This is a genomic window from Rhodococcus sp. 06-418-5, from assembly GCF_002258285.1.
Taxonomy (GTDB): Bacteria; Actinomycetota; Actinomycetes; order Mycobacteriales; family Mycobacteriaceae; genus Rhodococcoides.
The window spans coordinates 289,375-307,781 of record NZ_NOYE01000025.1 but is presented as its reverse complement, the minus strand read 5'-3'; the positions used below and the strand labels follow the sequence as shown (position 1 = coordinate 307,781).

Genomic DNA, 18,407 nt, shown 5'->3' with positions numbered 1-18,407 from the left:
CTCTGGTGCCCCCAGTCGGACTCAAACCGACACTGTGCGGATTAAGTCCCTCGAAGTGGATTCACCTGAACTACACTGGACTCGATAGTTGTTTACCCACAACGTTTTTCGTACATCACCGTCTGTGCCATTCCATGTCCGAATGTACCGACTTGTGACACTCTCGTGACACCGAACTGCCGCCGATCCTCCGACACCGGACAGTCCCGATCGGTGCCGGACAGCCACGGTATCGGGTGGACGGAGAGCGTCCTGACGATCGAGGCTGCGTGCGGGCCCGTGACAACGAGTCTCAGTCGTCACGAACCCACATCGCCTTCGAGTCACTAGGACCGTGCAACTGGAGGCTCCACCGCGTTTGCGCATTTCGGTGTCGAATGGGCAGGTTTCGTCACTGCCACTGTGCGGCCGGGATTTCACTACCCGGCTACCTGCGCGATCCGTCCTGAAGTTGCGGAGCCGGACCACGAGGCCGTCGCGGTGATACACAGCGATGTCAAAAAAGGAGGTTGGGAATTTGCTGGCGGCGATGATGCCGGCGAAGCCGAACGATTAACTAATCTTCAACACCGACCAGATGGTGCCCACGACATCGCGGAAACGACAGTTTGCGCACCGTCATCACATCCTGGAGGCGAGTACGCACGACCGACTAGAGGAGACTGCCGATACGACGGATAATATCACGTAGACGTCTGCATATTCTGTGCTGCAGCAGTTTTCGTTGTTTGGTTGCGTTGGCCCAGTTACATTCTCTTCGACGTCGGAAGCATGGATCGTCCGGTAGCCGAGTGAGTCGAAGCCGGCTGGAGCGAGCTATGCGTCGAGCAACGTGAACTCGCGAACGTCGGCGGCGATGATCGCGGCGGTCTGCTCGGGGTCCGGACCGGATCCGCGAAAGTCGTGCATCTGCTGCTCGGTCGTCCAGCGTTCGTACACGTTGATTCGAGCTGGTTCGACGAGGTCCGCCCCGAGTGCGAAGTCGATGCACCCGGGGGCGGCGCGAGCGACGCGGACCACCTCGGCGCAGTCGTCGAGAAAGTGCTGGCGGTCGGTCGGGTTCACGGTGAGGTATCCGGCAACGATGATCATGTGGATAAGGACAATATCCACGCCGATAAGTCACCGCCGGATCCATCGATACAGACGAAATTTCCGCGGACGGGGTTGCTCAGGTCAGGAGCACAGCGACCTGGGCCTCGATCTCGGCTACCACGTCCTCGACCGACTTGTCGACGTTGATCGTCGCGGCCATGGCGGCGAACATGATGGCGGACACGACGTGGGCTGCCAGAGCCGCCCGTTGTGGGGCGACGGTGCCGTCGCGCGTCAGGATCGAGGCTATCTCGCCCTCTGTCTCCGCGATCAGTCCCAGAGCAACAGCGTGATGCGGCTCTTCCGGATTACCGAACACGATCTCGCGCAAGTATGTTCGCCCGTTGTCGACCTGCTTCCGATTGCACTCGACAACGGGCTGCACGACAGCCATCACAGCATCGAGCGTGTCCTCGATGACTGACGCCGCCGCCTGACCGCGCTCGAGAGCTTCACCGTACGTCGAGTTCTGGACCAGGAGCAATAGCTCACCCTTCGTCTTCGCATACAGAAACAACGTTCCGGTCCCGATGTCCGCCTTCTCGGCGATCTGCTGCGTCGTCACCTCGTCGACCCCCCGCTCAGCGAACAGTTCGCTCGCCGCCGCGGTGATGCGCGCGAGCTTGTCCTGCTTGTTCCGCTCCCGCCGGCTCACAGGCCCGTCGTGGGGACTCGACATCGACAACCCCTCCAGGAATATTTCTGATTGCACTCAGTTATAAGTATAGTCAACCTTGTTGCGTACACACTCAGGAGCACACAGCATGCCCACACTCTCCAACTCAGTAGTACTCGTCACCGGTGCCAACGGCGGGATCGGCACCCAGCTGGTGCACGACGCCCTCGAACGCGGTGCCCGCAAGGTCTACGCCACAGCTCGCTCGCCGCGCACCTGGGACGACGACCGCATCGTCCCACTGACCCTCGACGTCACCGACCCGACCTCCATCGCCGGCGCAGTGCAGGACGCCCCGGACGTCACGGTACTGATCAACAACGCTGGAGCGATCCCACCCAGCGCAAGTCTGCTAGACGTCACCGAAGCCGACATTCGAGCCAATTTCGACACCAACTTCTTCGGCCCCGTCCTGCTCGCCCGCGCATTCGCCCCGATCCTCGCCGCACACTCGGGATCCGCACTCGTCGATCTCCACTCGGTGGCGAGCTGGGCCGCGTTCGGCGGCGCATACAGCGCATCGAAGGCCGCCCTGTGGTCGGCCACCAACTCACTTCGACTCGAACTCGCACCTCGCGGGGTGCATGTCACCGGCGTGCACATGGGTTACGTCGACACGGCGATGGCCGCCCACGCCGACGGACCGAAACTGACCCCCGAGGAACTGGTGCGGTCCGTCTTCGACGCCGTCGAAGCAGATCGGTTCGAGGTTGTCGCCGACGACCTCACCGCCGGAGTGAAGGCCGGACTCAGTGGGCCCATCGAGGCCATGTACCCCCAATTGCGTTCCAGCGAAGCCTGATCCGAAATAGGAAGTCGACCATGGAAGCGTTCGTTCTCACCAAGTACAAGCAGCCTCTCGAGCTCCGCGACGTCGCAGAGCCGACCATCGGCGAGAAGGAAGTCCTCGTCCGCGTCGAGGCCGTCGGACTGAACCAACTCGACGAGAAGATCCGTCTGGGCGAGTTCAAACAGATCCTGCCGTATTCGCTTCCGCGCACACTCGGATACGACGTCGCCGGCACCGTCCTGAAGGTCGGAGCGAAAGTGCGCAGCGTCGCCGCGGGCGACGAGATCTATTCGCGGGTCGGCACCGACCACGTCGGCACGCTGGCCGAACGAGTCGCCATCGCGGAAACGGACATCGCGCTGCGCCCCACGACGGTGACCACTGCCGAAGCCGGCTCGCTCCCACTCGTCGCTCTCACCGCCTGGCAGGCTCTCGTCGAGAACGGCAAGGTACAACCCGGCCAGAAAGTCCTCATCCACGCCGGCTCCGGCGGAGTCGGCACCGTTGCGATCCAATTGGCGAAGCACCTGGGAGCGACCGTCGCCACCACCGCGAGTGCCTCGAACGCCGACTTCCTGCACGACCTCGGTGCAGACCTCGTGATCGACTACCACACAAAGGATTTCGAGACCCTCCTCTCGGGATACGACCTCGTCATCGACAGCCTCAGCGGTGACAACCTCGAGAAGTCCCTGCGCGTCCTGAAGCCCGGCGGCAAGGCCATCGGCATCACCGGCCCTCCCGATCCCGATTTCGCCCGCGACGCCGGCCTCAATCCCGTTCTACGACTGGCCATCACAGCGTTGAGCCGCAAGATCCGGAAACAGGCTCGGAAACTGGGTGTGCACTACCAGTTCATGTTCATGCACTCCGACGGCGAACAGCTCCGCCGTATCGCAGCACTGGTCGACGACGGCACCATCCGCCCCGTCGTCGGAGCCACCTATCCCTTCGAACAGGCACCGCAGGCCCTGCGTGTACTCGGCCAAGGCGGGGTCCGCGGCAAAACCGTCGTCACCCTCCCCCACAACCAGAAAGCCAAAGACCAATGAGCAACGACAACACCTCGATCATCAGGTCCTACGCGCAGGCTCCTGTCCGTTCGGTGACCGCCGGCAGCACCACATTCTCGTACCGAGAACTCGGACCGACGGGCGGCATCCCCGTCGTGTTCTTCGTCCACCTCGCCGCGAACCTCGACAACTGGGATCCGCGCATCGTCGATCCCATCGCCCAGAACCGACACGTCATAGCCTTCGACAACACCGGCGTCGGTGCATCCTCCGGCAGGGTCCCCAGCACCATCGAGGAGGCCGCCGCCGACGCCTACACCTTCATACGTGCACTCGGATTCGACACCGTCGACATCTTCTCCTTCTCACTCGGCGGAATGATCGCCCAGGACCTCACCGTCAAGCACCCCGAACTCGTCCGCAAACTCGTCCTCACCGGAACCGGACCCCGTGGTGGACAGCACATCGACAAGGTCGCCGGCGTCACCTACTGGGACATCCTGCGCGCAACACTCACCCGATCGGACCCGAAAGAGTTCTTGTTCTTCAACCGCAACGCAACCGGCAAGCGCGCGGGCAAGGCTTTCGTCGAACGCTTGAAAGAGCGCACCCACAACCGCGACAAGGACGTCAGCATCTCGGCGTTTCGCACGCAACTGTCCGCGATCAAGAAATACGGTCGGTCGGCACCGTCCGATCTGTCCAAGATCACCCAACCGACGTTGATTGCCAACGGAGACAACGACCGTATGGTGCCCAGCGTCCTGTCCGAAGACATGCACCGACGCATCGCCGGCAGCGAACTCGTCATCTACCCCGACTCCGGACACGGCGGCATCTTTCAGTTCCACGAGCAGTTCGCACCCCGTGTGGTCGAATTCCTCAATCGCTGACCGTTTCTCACGCACCGAAGTCTTGCCGCGTCACCATCCCGTCCCTACGCACTGCAAAGATAGTCCTGGAAGGTGTCTGCGTTCGACTCGCTCGCAGAGCCCAACGCGGCATGCCCTGACTCGCCAGTGCACTTGCGCGCCGTGCAGACCGGTCGCACCTCTCACGCGCCTTGTTGACCCTGTCGCCGTCGGTTCATGTCCTCCACGATGAACACGACATCGAAAGCCTGGGTGAGCGAAGACGACGGGAGATCGAGGTGCTGATGGCGCTGCGATGGGTGCGGGCGATGATCCCGGTGTCGCGCTCCCGCGAGCCGGCGCTCGTCTTGGATTCGATCGACGCGACATTTCGGGTTTTGCCGGGCGACCTCGACATGCTGATGCACACGACGAATGGGCGGTACCTGTCGATTCTCTACGCCGCCCGCATCTCGTACCTGACGCGGACGGGTCTGTGGCGGTGGTGTGGCATCAAGGTGACCTGCAAGCTGCGCTGCGCGTATACATCAAGTCGATAGCGGATGCGCCGATACCGTCTCCAATCCCTCTGAGCAACAATCGAATTCATGGACACGACAGTGTCCCGCGGGCTCTGTGTGCCGCCTGCTGCAGTTCCGCACCCTCAGCCGGTAGACGCGCGTACGCTCACACGATGTCGGGTAACGAACACGATCAAGGGCCACGAGCAGGACCACCTGAAATTGCCGAGGCCATCTCGGTCCTGCTGATCGCCGACCCCGGCAAACCCACTGCTCTCGCTCACAAGCTCGCAAAAAAGCTGCCGGAACGCCTGCGACACCGAGACCGCAACGAGCGCCGATGGACTGTGTCCGTGCGCAGCGAGCCGTACCTCTCCGATGAGCAGGCCGACTTCGCAGACGCCATCGACGCAGTCGATGGCGTCTGCGGAGAACGACGATGTCGTCGTCTACCTCACTGATCTACCGCGGCGCGACGACACCGTGCCGGTGGTCGCCGACGTCAGCGCCGCACATCTGTTCGCGCTCGTCTCCATCGCCGCCGTCGGCGGGATTCGCATCGAGGACCGGGTGCGTGCCGTCGCCGAACTCGCGATCGCGTTCGTCCTCGGTGAACCGACACTCGCGCCGGCCGGTGCGCAGCGGCGATTTCCCTCCCAGCAGATCGACAGCGGTACGCGATATTTCGCTCCCCGGGGTCTGCGACGGCTGCGGTTGCTGTCGGGGATGGTGCGTGCGAACCGGCCGTGGCGACTGGTCACCGGGCTGTCGAAAGTTCTCGTCGGCGCATTCGCCACCGGTGCGTTCGCCTTGGCGACGAACACGATCTGGCAGTTCGCCGACACGATGGGCCCGTGGCGCATGAGCGCAGCAACCTTGCTGTCGATCACGGCCATGGTTCTGTGGCTGGTCCTCGATCACCAGTTGTGGGAGCGGCCCACATCGCCGAACGAGCGCGAGCGATCCGTGCTGTACAACACCGCCACCGTCGTCACCCTGGTCATCGGTGTCCTCGTTCTGCACGTCGCCTTGTTCGGGTTGCTTCTGCTCACCGCATCGATCGCGTTACCCCCTCCGCTGCTGTCCAGCACGCTCGGACATGCGGTCAGCTTCTCCGACTACCTCACGCTCGCCTGGCTGCTGGCATCGATCGCCACCATCGGCGGTGCACTCGGTTCAGGACTCGAGGACGACACCGCCGTCACCGACGCCGCCTACGGGATCCGGCAACGACAACGCCTCGACGAGCAGACACAGAAACGCTCGACCAAGGCGCAATGACCGTCCATCGGCGACCATGGCTGTACTGCAGGTAACGCCCCTCGCGATACACAAGCATCACCTAGCCCGTGGCCGCATTCACAGCGCGAACGGCAGTTGTCGCAGCGTCAATCTCGGTTGACCGAATCATTGTCCGCACTGTCGGCCGGCGAGAGCACCTGGTCGACGGCGTGCCGACCGCGATGCGGTCCCCGCCTGGGCCAATCAGTTCGACGCGAGTCGATCCGAGGTCAGCGGGTCCGCCTTGGTGCCCTCGCGCAGGCGCGCGATCTCGGCCCGTGAATGAACGACTCTGTCACTGTCGAGACCTTTGCTGACTGCGAGATCCGCACAGAGATCGAGTGCGGCGCGAACGAGGTGACGGCGCTTCTTCTTGTCTGCTCGATCGGTGCTTGCTTTCACGTACTGACGCTGTTGCCGCCAGCCTCCCGCTGCTGTCACTTCGTCATCGGTGAGAACTCCTGCGTCGACTTCCGGACCGAGAACATCGCGTACGAAGTGCGCCTCCCGCGGATGGGCCCAGACGAAAGCGATCCACAACGCAGTGACAGCGAAGAGGAAATCTCCCACCATGAGCACAACGACGACGACAGCAGTGCCGCCGGCGAGCGCCGTCATCGAATCCCACACAGCGTGAACGACGATCGGAGCAACGATCAGAGCTATGCCGCGCCCGATTCGCCTCGGTTGAGCTGGACTGCCCAGTAGATAGATGACCCCTGCACAGAACAATGCAGTGAACAGCGGGTGCGAGACGATGTCCGAGAAGGTGCGAGTTGCGATGGACCCGATGAGGCCGTCGGTTTGATGCGAGCCGAATCCCTGTGTCGCGCCCGAGATCGAGTACAACAGATCCTCGCTGGTCTGAAATCCCAGGCCGATGAATGCACCGAGCAGCAGACCATCGGTCGGTGTGCGAACCAACCTCGGCGCGAGCGCGATCAGGACAACGATCCCGACGCCCTTGGCGGTTTCCTCGACGAACGGTGCCGACAGTCCGGCATGCCAGTCCTGCGCCCAGACCTGACCGAACCACTTGGCATACAACGAGCCGAGCGCGTCGTTGGCCTGTACCGCGATGGCAAACGTTGCTGCTGTTGCGCCCCAAACGAATCCGGTGAGCACAAGGTTGACGGGTTGGCGTTCGTATCGGTCGACGTGACGGAACCACCAACCCCAGATCACCGCGCTGATCACACCGATGATGCTGGCGATGAGCAGCGCACGTCCGAAGTATCCGGAGAGCGGCGAGAGCATCTGCCATGCCTTGACGACACCCGTTCCGCACAGCCACAGGAACATCCAGAACACGATGTTGCGCGGTTGGAAGAAACGAAACTTCTCGCCCCACGCGGTCTTCTCCAGTGCCGCCGCACGTACATTCACGAGGTCGGTGCTCATCGCTGCTCCCCCTCGGTTGTTCCGATGCTGGACAGCATGTCCTGCAATTCTTGACTTCGATTGGCGATCTGATCGGGCGGGCCCACGATCTGTACTCGTATTCCGGTGCCGTCGACGACGAATGTGGTGACCGATCCGGCGGAGGTCGGAGTGTTGAAATCGACCTGTACACCTGTGAGCCCACCGTCGGTGACGACGTTGCGCCGTGCCCCCGAGATCGCAAGGAACGAGTAGCCGGTTTCGCCTGCGCTGACCGCGTCGATTTGTGTCAGTAGTTCGTCCGGCGTTCCGTCGAACGAGTCGGCTACGACCGAGAAATTCACGCTGCTGCGGGTCAATCCGACAGACGGGAACGAAGTCGGGTCGGCACCGCGCTCACCGACTCGGAAGCCCGAATCGATGTTCCAATCGGCCGCCGGGACGAAAGACAAGGTCTCGGTGACGGAGATTCTGTCTCCGGCAACCGTGGGATTTTCACTCGATACTGCCGAGTCGACGGCCGGGACGATGACGGCCCACACCAGCCACACAGTGAGAATGACCAGTGCGTACGGGAATACGCGCGTGTCGAAGCCCAGGAATCGATGGTCGACGGGCGGGCGGTGCCGATGCGCCCTGTGCTGCCGCGGTTTGTCGTCCGTGTCAACGGTCTAAGTAGACCTTCCTTGTACTGGATGATAGCCATCACTATTTCAGATCATGAACCAGTTTGTGGAGTCATCGACGGTTGAACAAATCCTGGCGGAGTTGATGCCAGGACCATAGTCAAGTAGGCGAATGCTTCAGCACTGTCGAACAATTCGGCCAACGGACAATCTTTCCGTGGGGTGACGAAAGTCGATTTCCAGCGAGATAGCGCGGTCCGTAACAGCTTTGGCACCGTCGTTACCGGCACAACGTCCCGTATTCGCGCCCGTGATCGATTGATCCCCCGGTTCGATCGCTGAGAATCCGGTTTCGGTCTTTTTATCTGTGCAACGGCGACCCGTCAAGCCACCTCCGAATCTGATCGTCGCAGAGGTACTGCGTCGGGCCTATCAGTTTGCGGCGCAACGAAAACAACGCGTACACCTCCCCCGAAGTGGCTTCGTTCGGCGACCGTTGTCGAACTGTCCCGGCCCTGAGGTACGCGTGACGCCATGACCAACGCCAAGAGCTAAGGAGTTCCTGTGACACAATTGCTTGCTGCGAGATGCCCAGGACCAGCAGAACACAACCCTTGGTGAGCTGCACGCATCGAAGCCGCGATCGGGGTCCGTTCAAGTATCCCTGGCTGCGCCCGAAGGTCCCTGGACGGCCGACCCCGTGGTTCGACTACCCGACGATCCCCGTTCGCTATTCATCGTCATCGCCTCCACGGACGGTGATACGAGCACGCAAGCTGCTCAAGTCTCGGCAACACGCCATCAGGTCGATGCCTTGCCACAGGGATTCGTTCTCGTGTCGTCGGCGAAACCAATTGCCCGATCGGAGTTCGGCAGCTCCTGTTGAGGCCACGATGCCCGCGGGAATAGGGCGAGTTCCGATGTGGAGGGTTACCAGTGGACGCTAGAAAGCGTTGTTCGACAAAGGAGTTTGACTTCACCCGCTCGCACGAGCGCCTCCGCTCACGCAGGGGCGTCGACGCCGAGGTGTGCCACTCACTCTGGGCTCAGCCGTCCGACCGAGCTGTTGACTGCCATCCTAAACTGACTGTACATTCGTACAATACGCTCGTACAGAGAAGGAGGAAACAATGGGCAAGCACACTGCGTCACCAGCCGTCGGAGCAGTCATGATCATGGGAGGTTTAGTGCTGTTCTTCGCTTTCCGTGACGTAGAGACACCCATCGTTGGGCTTCGTCAGGCCGGTGTGGTGATCGCGGCGCTCGGCGCAATCGAGGTCGCCGTGACCGGTTGGTCGTGGCTCGGATCCAGACGACGACAGCACGGCAGATGAAGGAAGCTCGACTTCTCGACGGTGTGCTGACAGTGCTGGCCGAACAAGGCATCGGAGCCTTGAGCGTTCGTAGTGTCGCCGCCGCGGCGGGAGTGTCGCCCGCGCAGGTGCAGTACTACTACCGGACGAAGAACGAATTGGTGCGCGCCGGCTTCGACTATGCAGGAGAGCAGTTCCTTGCGGACGTGGAGGCCGCGGGGCCGGGCACGCTTACGGACTTCGTGAAGCAGTGGCTCCCCCTCGACGATCGGCGCGAACGCCGTGCGCTTGTTTGGCTTGCGTATGCAGCCATCTCGGCTGTCGACCCTCAACTGGCTGCAGCCTCGGCGAAGCTCGACTGCGAAATTCGCCAATGGTTCGTCGGCCAGAAATTCTCCGAACTTCAAGCCGCGCAGATCTTCGCGCTGATCGATGGGCTCACCGTGCAGTGCCTGATGCTGCCTCGATCAGAACGGCACGTGCTCGTCGAGCGGACGCTCGAGCCCTACATAGCTTCCCTCGAATCGAACTCGTGAAGAGATGCCGGTGGCTGGTGAAGTGTACCGGCTGGTTCTGAAAATAGTTCAGCCTGACCGGCCTCGCGGTTCGGAAGGTCCACTCATCCAGGAGTCGGTCATCCGACTCCATGTGCTCGATCGGTCCGCATGATCGATAACCACACGGTAGATCCGGGCAGTCGGGCCTCAGTTACCGCGCCGTCAAGGAACCTTGACGGAAATTTGCGTCGACACTACCCCCGCCCTGCCCATGGAGCACGTACGTCGCCGATGCGTCCATAGGCCACCATCTCACTCCAGAATGCACACAGGCCGGACGCCCATTGATCGGCCGTGAGTGAAAGACCGGCGGGTGATATCCATACCGCGCGCCCCACGTTTGGTCAGTCGGCGGTACGCGCAGTTCAGGTTTGGTCGGGATGGGTACGTGGGCGTCGTAGAGAGCAGGGCTGCCGGTGAGCTGGTAAACCAACGTTGCAGTCCTGCCTTCGAGGTCGAGCGAGAGCGGCACGAAGCGGGTGTCCACCACACCGCGGATACGGAGCCTGTTCGCGAGAGCAGTGAACGTATCGAGGGTGGCGGGGTAGGCGCTGTGGCTGTCGACACGGACTCGCCATCTACCGTCGGCAGTTGTCCTCGGGTCAAGATAACGGGCGGTAGCCGCATACGGACCGGCTTCCGAGAGATGTTGTTGCAGAAACGTATTGCCCGCACTGGGCGCGAGTTTGCGAACGCCGTTCTCGGTCGGGCCGTCGATCCGAGAACAGTCGAAGTTATCGGGCGCGAGCATCGGCGCGGCGGTGCGGTCGAGGATCACCCCGAACCGGAACCAAGCCGCCGGAGCAGTCGGTTCTCGGTGGTCGCTGTATTCGTAGGCGTAGTCGGCCCACTTACACCGAGCGCGGCACGGACCCAACCCTCCGCTTCGGTCACCGGGCTCGGTGCATCCGGAGGACCGACAGTCCGCAGCGGAGGTTCCGTTGGCGGTAGTCGTCGACCGACAACACGCACCCGTACGAAGACCGGTCCGGTCTCGGGCGGGAAGGTGCCGAGATCGTCGGTGTACGGACGAAAGCTGCACGCGACGACAACGCGGATCGTCTCGTCCCGTGACGCTGGTCCCTGAAGACGCTCGTGCGGACCCAGTCGATCATCGGAACGGCCTCGAGAAGTGACCAGCAGTTCAATGTGGTTGCGCAATCTCGTGATCACGGCGAGATGGCTGCGACGCCCGAAGTGCGCCGCCATGCGGACGTCGTCCATCTGCGCGGCGGTGAGCTCGCCCGGAGCGGTCGCCGCCGGCACGTTCATCGGATCGGTCGGACAAATCCCGTCAGTCATGGCGTCGACCTCCGGCGCGGCGGTGCGGGAACTCACGCACCAGTTCCGGGTGGCACCTACGCAAATACAACCCCGCGAACGTGAGACCGTCGTCGGCGAGCCAGTGCCAACTCTCCCGCGGCCACGTCGCGGCCTCGGCGCGCGCATCGGCAACGGTCGTCACACCGGTGTCGCTCTGCCGCAGGAGCACCGAGCCGTCGACCCAGTCGATAGATGATGCGCGAGCATCGAGAGGACCATGGGCAGCGATGATCTCGAGGTCAGCGTCGATCTCGAACGCCTCGTGCTGAACCCGCCCCCGAAACGCACTGTCCAACAGCGTGTCCTGCGTCAACGACGCCACCAACCACGGGCCATCACGACCCTCGGCCTGCACCAGAAGCGCCGACACGGCACCCACCACACCGACGTGTCGGCGCATCACAGGCGCAGTGACGATAGCCAGACCGTCGTCGACGAGCACAACCGGCGCATTGTCGAGACCGAGGCACTCCGCCGAAGTGGTATGCACCCCGAAGTATTCGTCGTACTGCCCGGACAACAACTCGTCGAGCAAACGACCTGTCGCGCGGCGCGCCACTGCCCACCGATCCTGCCGGTCGATCGCATCGACGAGTTGACCGACAAGAGCGATGAAGCCTCCCCGGCCGGTACCGGAGCCGAGACGGTTTGCCGTCACTGCACGATCACTGAGTACGACGCCGGCCTCATTCCGGGTCATCGCCCGCATCGACCGAGGCATGGTCACCAACGACAGTGCCCTCAGCCCCGACGGTCCCAGCACCCTCGGGTGAGCGTACGAACCACCCGCTGGAGTCACCGGCAGCCATCGGTGCCACAACGCCCGCCCAACCCACACACCCTGCGGCGGTGAGTATGTCGCGTTCGGTGCCTGGTCGTTCGGCCGGGAAGTCGCGCCACGTCGCGACGAATGTCTGCACGGATTCGAGCACGGTGATCTCGGGACCGCTGTTCGGGTGCGCCATCGGTGCGGCGGGGACATCACTCCACAGGTGAGCCCCAATCGCCGGGTGGACGAACCCGTCCGCGATGCGCGCCGACAACATCCGGCTGTGCGCACGCGCCCCCGCCGCGCATACGCCGTCTCCACGATCAGCACCGAGACCGAAGAACAACTCCTCGGCAAGTCGATACTGTTCCTCGTTGATGCGCGACCCGTCCGCGACGCGCTTGTCACCGGATCTGAACCTTGTGAATCGGGAAAGCACCCCCGCCACCACAGCCGCGGTATCGGGTGGGATCAGCGGCGGCACCAACGCAAGATCACCGTGGACAGCAGACAGATAGCCCATACACGCGATAGGGAATCTACTCCAGTCGCTCTCCCCCACCGCTACCGCCGACGCGGTGAAGACAAAGTCGTCGAACAGATCTCGATGGAACGGCGGTAATCGCCGCATCGAATCTGCACCGGCCACTGACCCGCCGTCGTACACGAATTGTTCGAGGGTTCGACCCTCGACTTCCTGCAACCACATATGAAAGCCCGCGCACTAGGGAAACCGCCGAACGAAGCCGACGGGCGCGAGATCACCAGACACCAGTAAACACGCCCGGACTTCCGAGCACAACGAAAAGCAATGCATGTGCAGCCTCGACGAACGAAACGTCATGTACTAAGGGCGCACCAGGACAGCGTTATTGGCGCCGGTTTCACCGGACACCAACCAAGCCTTGATCACACTTCCGGCCGCGACAGCACGCTGGTCGGCCAGGAACCACGACTCTGAAAGTACTGCGTCGCTTCGGGTTCCTCCGTGTACTCCAACAGGTTCCCCACTTTCTGAGCCAACACCTCTCGCACTTGGCCGGGTTCGGCGAAGAAGAATTCTCGCCTGAGGTTTGCGTGGTTCAGTCTACGAGTCGTGAAAGCAGCGTGGAGCGCTCCCTCCAGGGCAACGGCATCGTCGGAGAAGTACAACGCGTGCACATCGAATGGAAACGGTACCGAGGCGCTCCCCAACTCGCGGACCCGGTCCATCGGTTCGAGCCGCCGCGTCATACCGATCTTGACCACATCCGGTCCGAATGCACCGCGGTTGCTGATCACGTAAACATAGCCAGCGCGAATGTTGGCACGACGATAGTCGTTCTGTGCGATGGCCTGGTCGAGTTCGCCCAACTTGTCTCGAATACGCTGAGACTCCGCATCGGTGCGGCCGGCGAGGGAGTCGAGCACGTTCTGATAGTGCGCTCGTTCCTTGTCGAGCTTTTCCCGCTGCGCCGCCAGTTCCTGCTCGACCTTGCGTTCCTCTCGGAGACGCTCGCGCTCTTCACGTTGAGCGAGTTTTTCTTCCTGTACTTTCATCATGTAGTCGGCTGTGAGCTCGAGTTCTTCTACCCGAAGCCTGTGATAGGTCTCGGCGACATGCATCTGCATCATGTCTCCGAGCTTGGCGATCGTCGCGGCAGCCTTCTCCAGACGGTTCACGGCCGTCGCGAGGTTTCCCGCCCGGATGGTACGAACACAAATGTCGGCCTCGGCGTTGTAGGCGCGCAGCATGAGCTTCGACAGATCCGAAGTCATCTTGCGGCCTTTGACGAGAGAGTTGTTGAAGCTGAACATGTCCGACGCGACTATGGCCCCTCCGCCGACGACCGCAGCCTTGATCTCGTCACGAACCGTGGCCAATCGTTCACGGAATTGCTCGGCGTTCTCCAGGGGGTGCTGGTAGGTGTAGATGCCCACCTCCTGCAACACGATCCGGTCGTCGGTCTCCACCACGCCAGTAGGCGCGGGCCCCGAAGCTGGCTCTGGTGAGGAGCCCCATCGCGCAGCGTGCAATCGCGCCTCGTCGCGTTCTTGCTCGACCACTTTGAGCCGATCCAACAGATCGTTGAGCTCGCGCTCTTTGGCTACCAGAGTGGTTCGAAGAGCCCGGATAGTGTCGTCTGGGCCTGTCATCGCGTCCTAGACGTGTGATCACAGACAGGGTCTTTCTGATAGGTACTCACCCGCGAACTCCCCGTGTGTTGCCCACGGGTATCAGGTCATGTGGATTCTTCGATACACCGGCATTCAAGTGCTTGAGCGTAGCGGCCGCCTGAACGCCCGATAGATTGAGCCGCTCGAAGACAGTTCGGTCTGTCGCCAGTTCAACCAGTGTGATTCGAGTGGGGTGGCCAGTGGCGGGGTCCACGGTGTCGACCCCGACTGTCATCGACAACGTGCTGACCACACCGTCACGGTCCGCCTCGAAAATTTCGTGTGCGGTGCGGACTGCGACCTCGGCCACTGCGGTGGCATATCGATCCTTGCGCGCCTTCAGCGGTAGTGGCGTGCTGGTGATCGTGTCACTTGCTTTGGTGTACTTGAACGACTTCTCGGTCGGTAGATCCGAGGGCATGGGTACTGAAACGGTCAGTTCGAGTTCTCGATCCTGGCCGTGAAAAAAGAAGTCATGTTGGACCTCGAAACATTCCGGGTACACCGAATTCCCGAGCACGATGGAAACATACTCTTCGAGCGCATTCGGTTCACCCTCCTGCAGCCCTACCATCAGCCGTTCCAACTGGACATTCGCCTGCATCACCTGTTTGCGGCGTTCAGCACACTCCGCCTCGTACTCGGACTGAGCGACAGAAAGGGCCCGTAGCCGGTTCGCTTCGGTGACACCGTGTGCGCGCTCGTTGGCCTCCTGGGCGTGATTGCGTTGAGCGACAACATGTTCCCATCCCTGTCGCTGCTGCCAGTACATCGCCTGCGCTTGCTCCACAGCTGCTACATGGCGTTTTCGTCCCCCCAGTAGGGAGCCGAGACCCTCGGGTGCAGCTGGTTCGACGTAGACCGGCTCCGGTGGGAGCGGTAGGGGTGGAGGCGGAAGTGTCGGTGTAGTCAGATCCGGTCGATCGAACGGCGGATGCTCGATCTTCTGTCGTAAAGCGTTCAGGTCGACGTAATCGTCCACGTCCAGTGTGGCCGCCAGGATGCCGTCGATCGCCTCGTACTTCTCTGCCAAGGTGGCGTTGCGCGCCTCGACCTCTGCCAGTTGCGCCTCCACGTGCAAGCGGGCGCGTTCTTTGACCGCGGCTGCCGAAGCTTGATTCGCCGCGCGGTCGGCGGAGGCGCACGCGCGCTCCCAATCGCGCCTCGCCTTTTCCGACAACCGCACCGCTCGAGCAGTCGCCTGAGCGTGGGCCCGTGCTTGCTGGCGGTCACGTTGTTCGCGTAGCCGGTTCTGGTGCTGCATCTCCGCGAAAAAACCTCGACGCTTCGCCACCCGTGACACCTCTGTTCTGATCGTTGCGAGTTCCTGCACTGTAGCGACCCATCCAGACAAATCCGGTGCCCTTCGACTTCGGCCAGCGGCCCCTTCATCTACTCGAATGACACTTCCGGATGACGTTGCCGCGCCGCGACAGATCGAGTCACCGGCGCAGCCTTTTGCCAGATCGGACTAATGCCGCACGCGTCCAGTTCGTGATGACTTGTGACATTCTGTGACACCGAGCCATGACACTCGAGGCAATACCCACTCCTGCGAAAGCGCTCTGAGCAGCACAAACTCGGCCGAACGCACGATTTCTGTGACAACGAGCAGAATCCGCTGCTCCTCGGGGTCCGTACACATCCGCTAGCGTCCACCCAGTACATCGACACTCTCGAAATACGTTGTGCTGCAATCGAGAACGGATCCACATGGACTCTGGTGCCCCCAGTCGGACTCGAACCGACACTGTGCGGATTTTAAGTCCCTAGAAGTGGATCTGCATGAACTTCGATGGACCTTGAATTTGTTTATTTGCAACGGTTTTCGTGCATCGTCGTCCGGACGAGTCCATGCTCGATCGTACCGACTTGTGACACTCTCGTGACACCGAACTTCTCTCGCATCGGCACGCTCGGACCGCCCTGGACCGAGAAGGACAGTGCTAGCTCGAACCGGATTCACGACATTCAGGGACCGCGCGGATCAGCGTGTCGGCCCGAGAGCCCGCCAAGGCACAGCGTCGAATACCCACAGCGACTGATCGGGTCCAAAACGACAGGATCCGCACAGCCGTCAATTCCTGGAGGCGACTACCGAACCACCGACTAGATAGTTTGCCGATTAGACGGACAATGTCACGTGCACTCCCCCGAATGGAACCAACCACCATGCCCCCGAGGACGCCGAGCGTCGAAACCGAGCATCAACCGGTAGCGCTGGCCGTCGCAGGATGCGACTGCGCATAGGGATACCCGCAGCGTAGACCGATCGGTGCCGTGCGTCAGCCGATCTGTTCGGCTGACGAAGAGTAACGACCGATTGCATACGCGTCGGAAGTACACTCGTGCGATGCCCAAACTGACGCGACGCCACCTGTTGTTCGGTGCTGCCGCCCTGGCCGGAGGCGCTTTGCCGAACCTGCGTCCCCTCGGCGCGTCCGCCGATCCGCTCGTCGCGTCGACAACCGTCACGGAATTGAACCCGCCGGACCCGGAATTCCTGCGGTTGGTGCAGCGCGGTTACAACCCACGATTCCTCGCGCAGCCCGAAACTCTCTTCGTGCCCGTGAACACCGAAGAGACCGTGGCCGCGGTCGGGACGGCGGTCGCGCGCGGTCTACGCATCGCCGTGCGATCGGGTGGACACTGCGTCGAGAACTTCGTCGACAACGCCTCTACTCAGGCCATCATCGATCTGAGTCGGCTCACAACTGTGGAGTTCGATGCAGAAAACAGCGCCTTCTCCGTCGGGGCCGGAGCCGATCTGGGCACAGTGTACGAGCAGCTGTACCGAGGCTGGGGTGTGTCGCTGCCCGGCGGAAGTTGCCTGGGCGTGGGCATGGGAGGCCACGCCGCGGGAGGCGGCTTCGGTCCCCTGTCGCGCGCCTTCGGGTCTGTTGTCGACCACATCTACGGTGTGGAAGTTGTCGTCGTCGACGCCGACGGACGCGCCTCGTCCGTCCTGGCAACTCGCGACGGTCGGAACTCGGATCTGTGGTGGGCGCACACGGGCGGCGGCGGAGGAAACTTCGGCGTCGTGACCCGGTACCTCCTCCGCACGCACGACGTGGATGGGTCCGACCCCACACTGGCCCTACCGACCCCTCCGGCGAACCTGCTCAGCACACAGGTCGTACTGCCCGTGGTCAGCGAAGACGCTTTCGTGCGGTTCGTCGGTAATTTTCAACGATTCTTCGAGCGGAACAGCGAACCCGGGTCGAGGTTTGCGACCCTCTACGCGCAGTTCTTCGCCAGCGCACACCTGTGCCAACTCACCCCACGGCTCGATGCCGACCTGCCCAACGCGCGCGCGCTGCTCGACGAATTCGTCGCCGCACTGGGCGAGGGTGTGTGGCCACCACCCGTCGCAGTGCCCGCTTCGCAAGGACCGTTTCTGGATGTTTCGACACAATTGTCGGCACCCCGTGGCCGGGCACCGTTCTCGGGTAAATACAAGAGTGCGAACTTGCGTCGGGCACACACCGACGATCAGCTGCGCACCCTGCACAGGTACCTGTCGGACCCGCGTTTTCAGAGCCTGGACTCGGGGATCGAGCTCTTCCCTGCCGGTGGTGCAATCAACGAACGATCCGCCGACGCGACGGCGATGCCGACCAGAAATTCGTTCATGAAGGCCGTCTTCGTCGCCGCCTGGCGTAATCCTGCGGACGAGGCCGCCCATGTCGAGTGGTCCCGAAACATGTATCGCGACATTTACGCCGACACCGGTGGCGTTCCGGTACCTAATGACGCCAACGCCGGCGCCTACATCAACTATCCGGACTCCGACTTGAAAGATCCCACCTGGAACACCTCGGGGGTACCGTGGTCCACGCTGTACTACGGGGACCACTACTCGAGGCTGCAGGAGATCAAGGCGGCGTGGGATCCCGGCAACCTGTTCCGGCACGACTTGTCGATCGAACTCCCCCGCACCTGATCGACTCGAGTGCGCGTCGCATTCCGGAACACTCCGATGATCTCTTCCACGGCTCGGAGGAACGTCGAGCGGACTCGCCGAAGAAATCAAACACGTTGCCTCCCCTGCGGTA

At 62.2% G+C, this 18,407-nt stretch carries 15 protein-coding genes and 1 pseudogene; 8 read left to right on the top strand and 8 right to left on the bottom strand.

All coding sequences use genetic code 11. From position 1 onward, the window contains the following. Window positions 1–816: 816 nt before the first annotated feature. Window positions 817–1,092: a putative quinol monooxygenase gene (locus tag CH274_RS20130; RefSeq protein ID WP_094658655.1), complete on the bottom strand. Its 276-nt coding sequence runs from the start codon at window positions 1,090–1,092 to the stop codon at window positions 817–819. 79 nt (window positions 1,093–1,171) lie between these two features. After that, on the bottom strand, window positions 1,172–1,774 hold the full coding sequence (locus CH274_RS20125; RefSeq protein WP_094658653.1) for a TetR/AcrR family transcriptional regulator: 603 nt from the start codon (window positions 1,772–1,774) through the stop codon (window positions 1,172–1,174). An 85-nt stretch (window positions 1,775–1,859) separates the two neighbouring features. On the opposite strand from CH274_RS20125, the gene CH274_RS20120 reads away from it, so the two are divergent. The 5 genes and pseudogenes from CH274_RS20120 to CH274_RS20100 all read left to right on the top strand — a co-directional run bounded on the left by CH274_RS20120 (window position 1,860) and on the right by CH274_RS20100 (window position 6,227). After that, complete coding sequence (locus tag CH274_RS20120) at window positions 1,860–2,573, top strand: SDR family oxidoreductase (protein ID WP_094658651.1); 714 nt, start codon at window positions 1,860–1,862, stop codon at window positions 2,571–2,573. Between the two features lie 20 nt (window positions 2,574–2,593). Then, on the top strand, window positions 2,594–3,613 hold the full coding sequence (locus CH274_RS20115; protein ID WP_094658649.1) for an NADP-dependent oxidoreductase: 1,020 nt from the start codon (window positions 2,594–2,596) through the stop codon (window positions 3,611–3,613). After that, window positions 3,610–4,467, top strand: a complete 858-nt coding sequence (locus tag CH274_RS20110; RefSeq protein WP_094658647.1) for an alpha/beta fold hydrolase — start codon at window positions 3,610–3,612, stop codon at window positions 4,465–4,467. Before CH274_RS20115 ends, CH274_RS20110 begins: the two co-directional genes overlap by 4 nt. A 170-nt stretch (window positions 4,468–4,637) precedes the next feature. Next, complete coding sequence (locus CH274_RS20105) at window positions 4,638–4,985, top strand: hypothetical protein (RefSeq protein ID WP_094658645.1); 348 nt, start codon at window positions 4,638–4,640, stop codon at window positions 4,983–4,985. Window positions 4,986–5,119: 134 nt separating this feature from the next. Next, window positions 5,120–6,227, top strand: a pseudogene (locus CH274_RS20100) (hypothetical protein). A 204-nt stretch (window positions 6,228–6,431) separates the two neighbouring features. Here CH274_RS20100 and CH274_RS20095 read toward each other — a convergent pair. Beyond that, the gene (locus CH274_RS20095) at window positions 6,432–7,628 is read right to left on the bottom strand and encodes a PrsW family intramembrane metalloprotease (RefSeq protein ID WP_094658644.1); all 1,197 of its coding nucleotides are present in this window, start codon (window positions 7,626–7,628) and stop codon (window positions 6,432–6,434) included. Continuing rightward, entirely contained in the window at window positions 7,625–8,149 is a 525-nt protein-coding gene (locus tag CH274_RS20090; protein ID WP_143546619.1) for a hypothetical protein, read from the bottom strand. Before CH274_RS20090 ends, CH274_RS20095 begins: the two co-directional genes overlap by 4 nt. A gap of 1,214 nt (window positions 8,150–9,363) precedes the next feature. Between CH274_RS20090 and CH274_RS20075 the strand changes: the two genes are divergently transcribed. Together CH274_RS20075 and CH274_RS20070 are read left to right on the top strand one after the other, a co-directional pair. Continuing rightward, window positions 9,364–9,567, top strand: a complete 204-nt coding sequence (locus tag CH274_RS20075; RefSeq protein ID WP_094658637.1) for a DUF5708 family protein — start codon at window positions 9,364–9,366, stop codon at window positions 9,565–9,567. After that, window positions 9,564–10,082: a TetR/AcrR family transcriptional regulator gene (locus CH274_RS20070; protein ID WP_094616736.1), complete on the top strand. Its 519-nt coding sequence runs from the start codon at window positions 9,564–9,566 to the stop codon at window positions 10,080–10,082. The genes CH274_RS20075 and CH274_RS20070 overlap by 4 nt, the downstream gene beginning before the upstream one ends. Window positions 10,083–11,397: 1,315 nt before the next feature. On the opposite strand, the gene CH274_RS20055 is transcribed toward CH274_RS20070, so the two are convergent. The 4 genes from CH274_RS20055 to CH274_RS29785 all read right to left on the bottom strand — a co-directional run bounded on the left by CH274_RS20055 (window position 11,398) and on the right by CH274_RS29785 (window position 15,646). Then, complete coding sequence (locus tag CH274_RS20055) at window positions 11,398–12,084, bottom strand: hypothetical protein (RefSeq protein ID WP_143546618.1); 687 nt, start codon at window positions 12,082–12,084, stop codon at window positions 11,398–11,400. A gap of 28 nt (window positions 12,085–12,112) precedes the next feature. Further along, a complete protein-coding gene (locus tag CH274_RS20050; RefSeq protein ID WP_143546617.1) occupies window positions 12,113–12,826 on the bottom strand; it encodes a hypothetical protein in 714 nt (237 codons plus the stop codon). A 278-nt stretch (window positions 12,827–13,104) separates the two neighbouring features. Next, window positions 13,105–13,992, bottom strand: a complete 888-nt coding sequence (locus CH274_RS20045; RefSeq protein WP_256993646.1) for a DUF4041 domain-containing protein — start codon at window positions 13,990–13,992, stop codon at window positions 13,105–13,107. A gap of 385 nt (window positions 13,993–14,377) precedes the next feature. Then, on the bottom strand, window positions 14,378–15,646 hold the full coding sequence (locus CH274_RS29785) for a hypothetical protein (protein ID WP_256993645.1): 1,269 nt from the start codon (window positions 15,644–15,646) through the stop codon (window positions 14,378–14,380). 1,059 nt (window positions 15,647–16,705) lie between these two features. Here CH274_RS29785 and CH274_RS20035 point away from each other — a divergent pair. Beyond that, entirely contained in the window at window positions 16,706–18,295 is a 1,590-nt protein-coding gene (locus CH274_RS20035) for an FAD-binding oxidoreductase (protein ID WP_094658628.1), read from the top strand. Window positions 18,296–18,407: the final 112 nt, after the last annotated feature.

What these genes read in the sequence shown, in the direction of transcription:
- CH274_RS20130 (WP_094658655.1), bottom strand. Translation starts at nt 1,092, where the DNA reads ATGATCATCGTTGCCGGATACCTCACCGTGAACCCGACCGACCGCCAG.
- CH274_RS20125 (WP_094658653.1), bottom strand. Translation starts at nt 1,774, where the DNA reads ATGTCGAGTCCCCACGACGGGCCTGTGAGCCGGCGGGAGCGGAACAAG.
- CH274_RS20120 (WP_094658651.1), top strand. Translation starts at nt 1,860, where the DNA reads ATGCCCACACTCTCCAACTCAGTAGTACTCGTCACCGGTGCCAACGGC.
- CH274_RS20115 (WP_094658649.1), top strand. Translation starts at nt 2,594, where the DNA reads ATGGAAGCGTTCGTTCTCACCAAGTACAAGCAGCCTCTCGAGCTCCGC.
- CH274_RS20110 (WP_094658647.1), top strand. Translation starts at nt 3,610, where the DNA reads ATGAGCAACGACAACACCTCGATCATCAGGTCCTACGCGCAGGCTCCT.
- CH274_RS20095 (WP_094658644.1), bottom strand. Translation starts at nt 7,628, where the DNA reads ATGAGCACCGACCTCGTGAATGTACGTGCGGCGGCACTGGAGAAGACC.
- CH274_RS20075 (WP_094658637.1), top strand. Translation starts at nt 9,364, where the DNA reads ATGGGCAAGCACACTGCGTCACCAGCCGTCGGAGCAGTCATGATCATG.
- CH274_RS20070 (WP_094616736.1), top strand. Translation starts at nt 9,564, where the DNA reads ATGAAGGAAGCTCGACTTCTCGACGGTGTGCTGACAGTGCTGGCCGAA.
- CH274_RS20050 (WP_143546617.1), bottom strand. Translation starts at nt 12,826, where the DNA reads ATGCGGCGATTACCGCCGTTCCATCGAGATCTGTTCGACGACTTTGTC.
- CH274_RS20045 (WP_256993646.1), bottom strand. Translation starts at nt 13,992, where the DNA reads ATGTTCAGCTTCAACAACTCTCTCGTCAAAGGCCGCAAGATGACTTCG.
- CH274_RS20035 (WP_094658628.1), top strand. Translation starts at nt 16,706, where the DNA reads ATGCCCAAACTGACGCGACGCCACCTGTTGTTCGGTGCTGCCGCCCTG.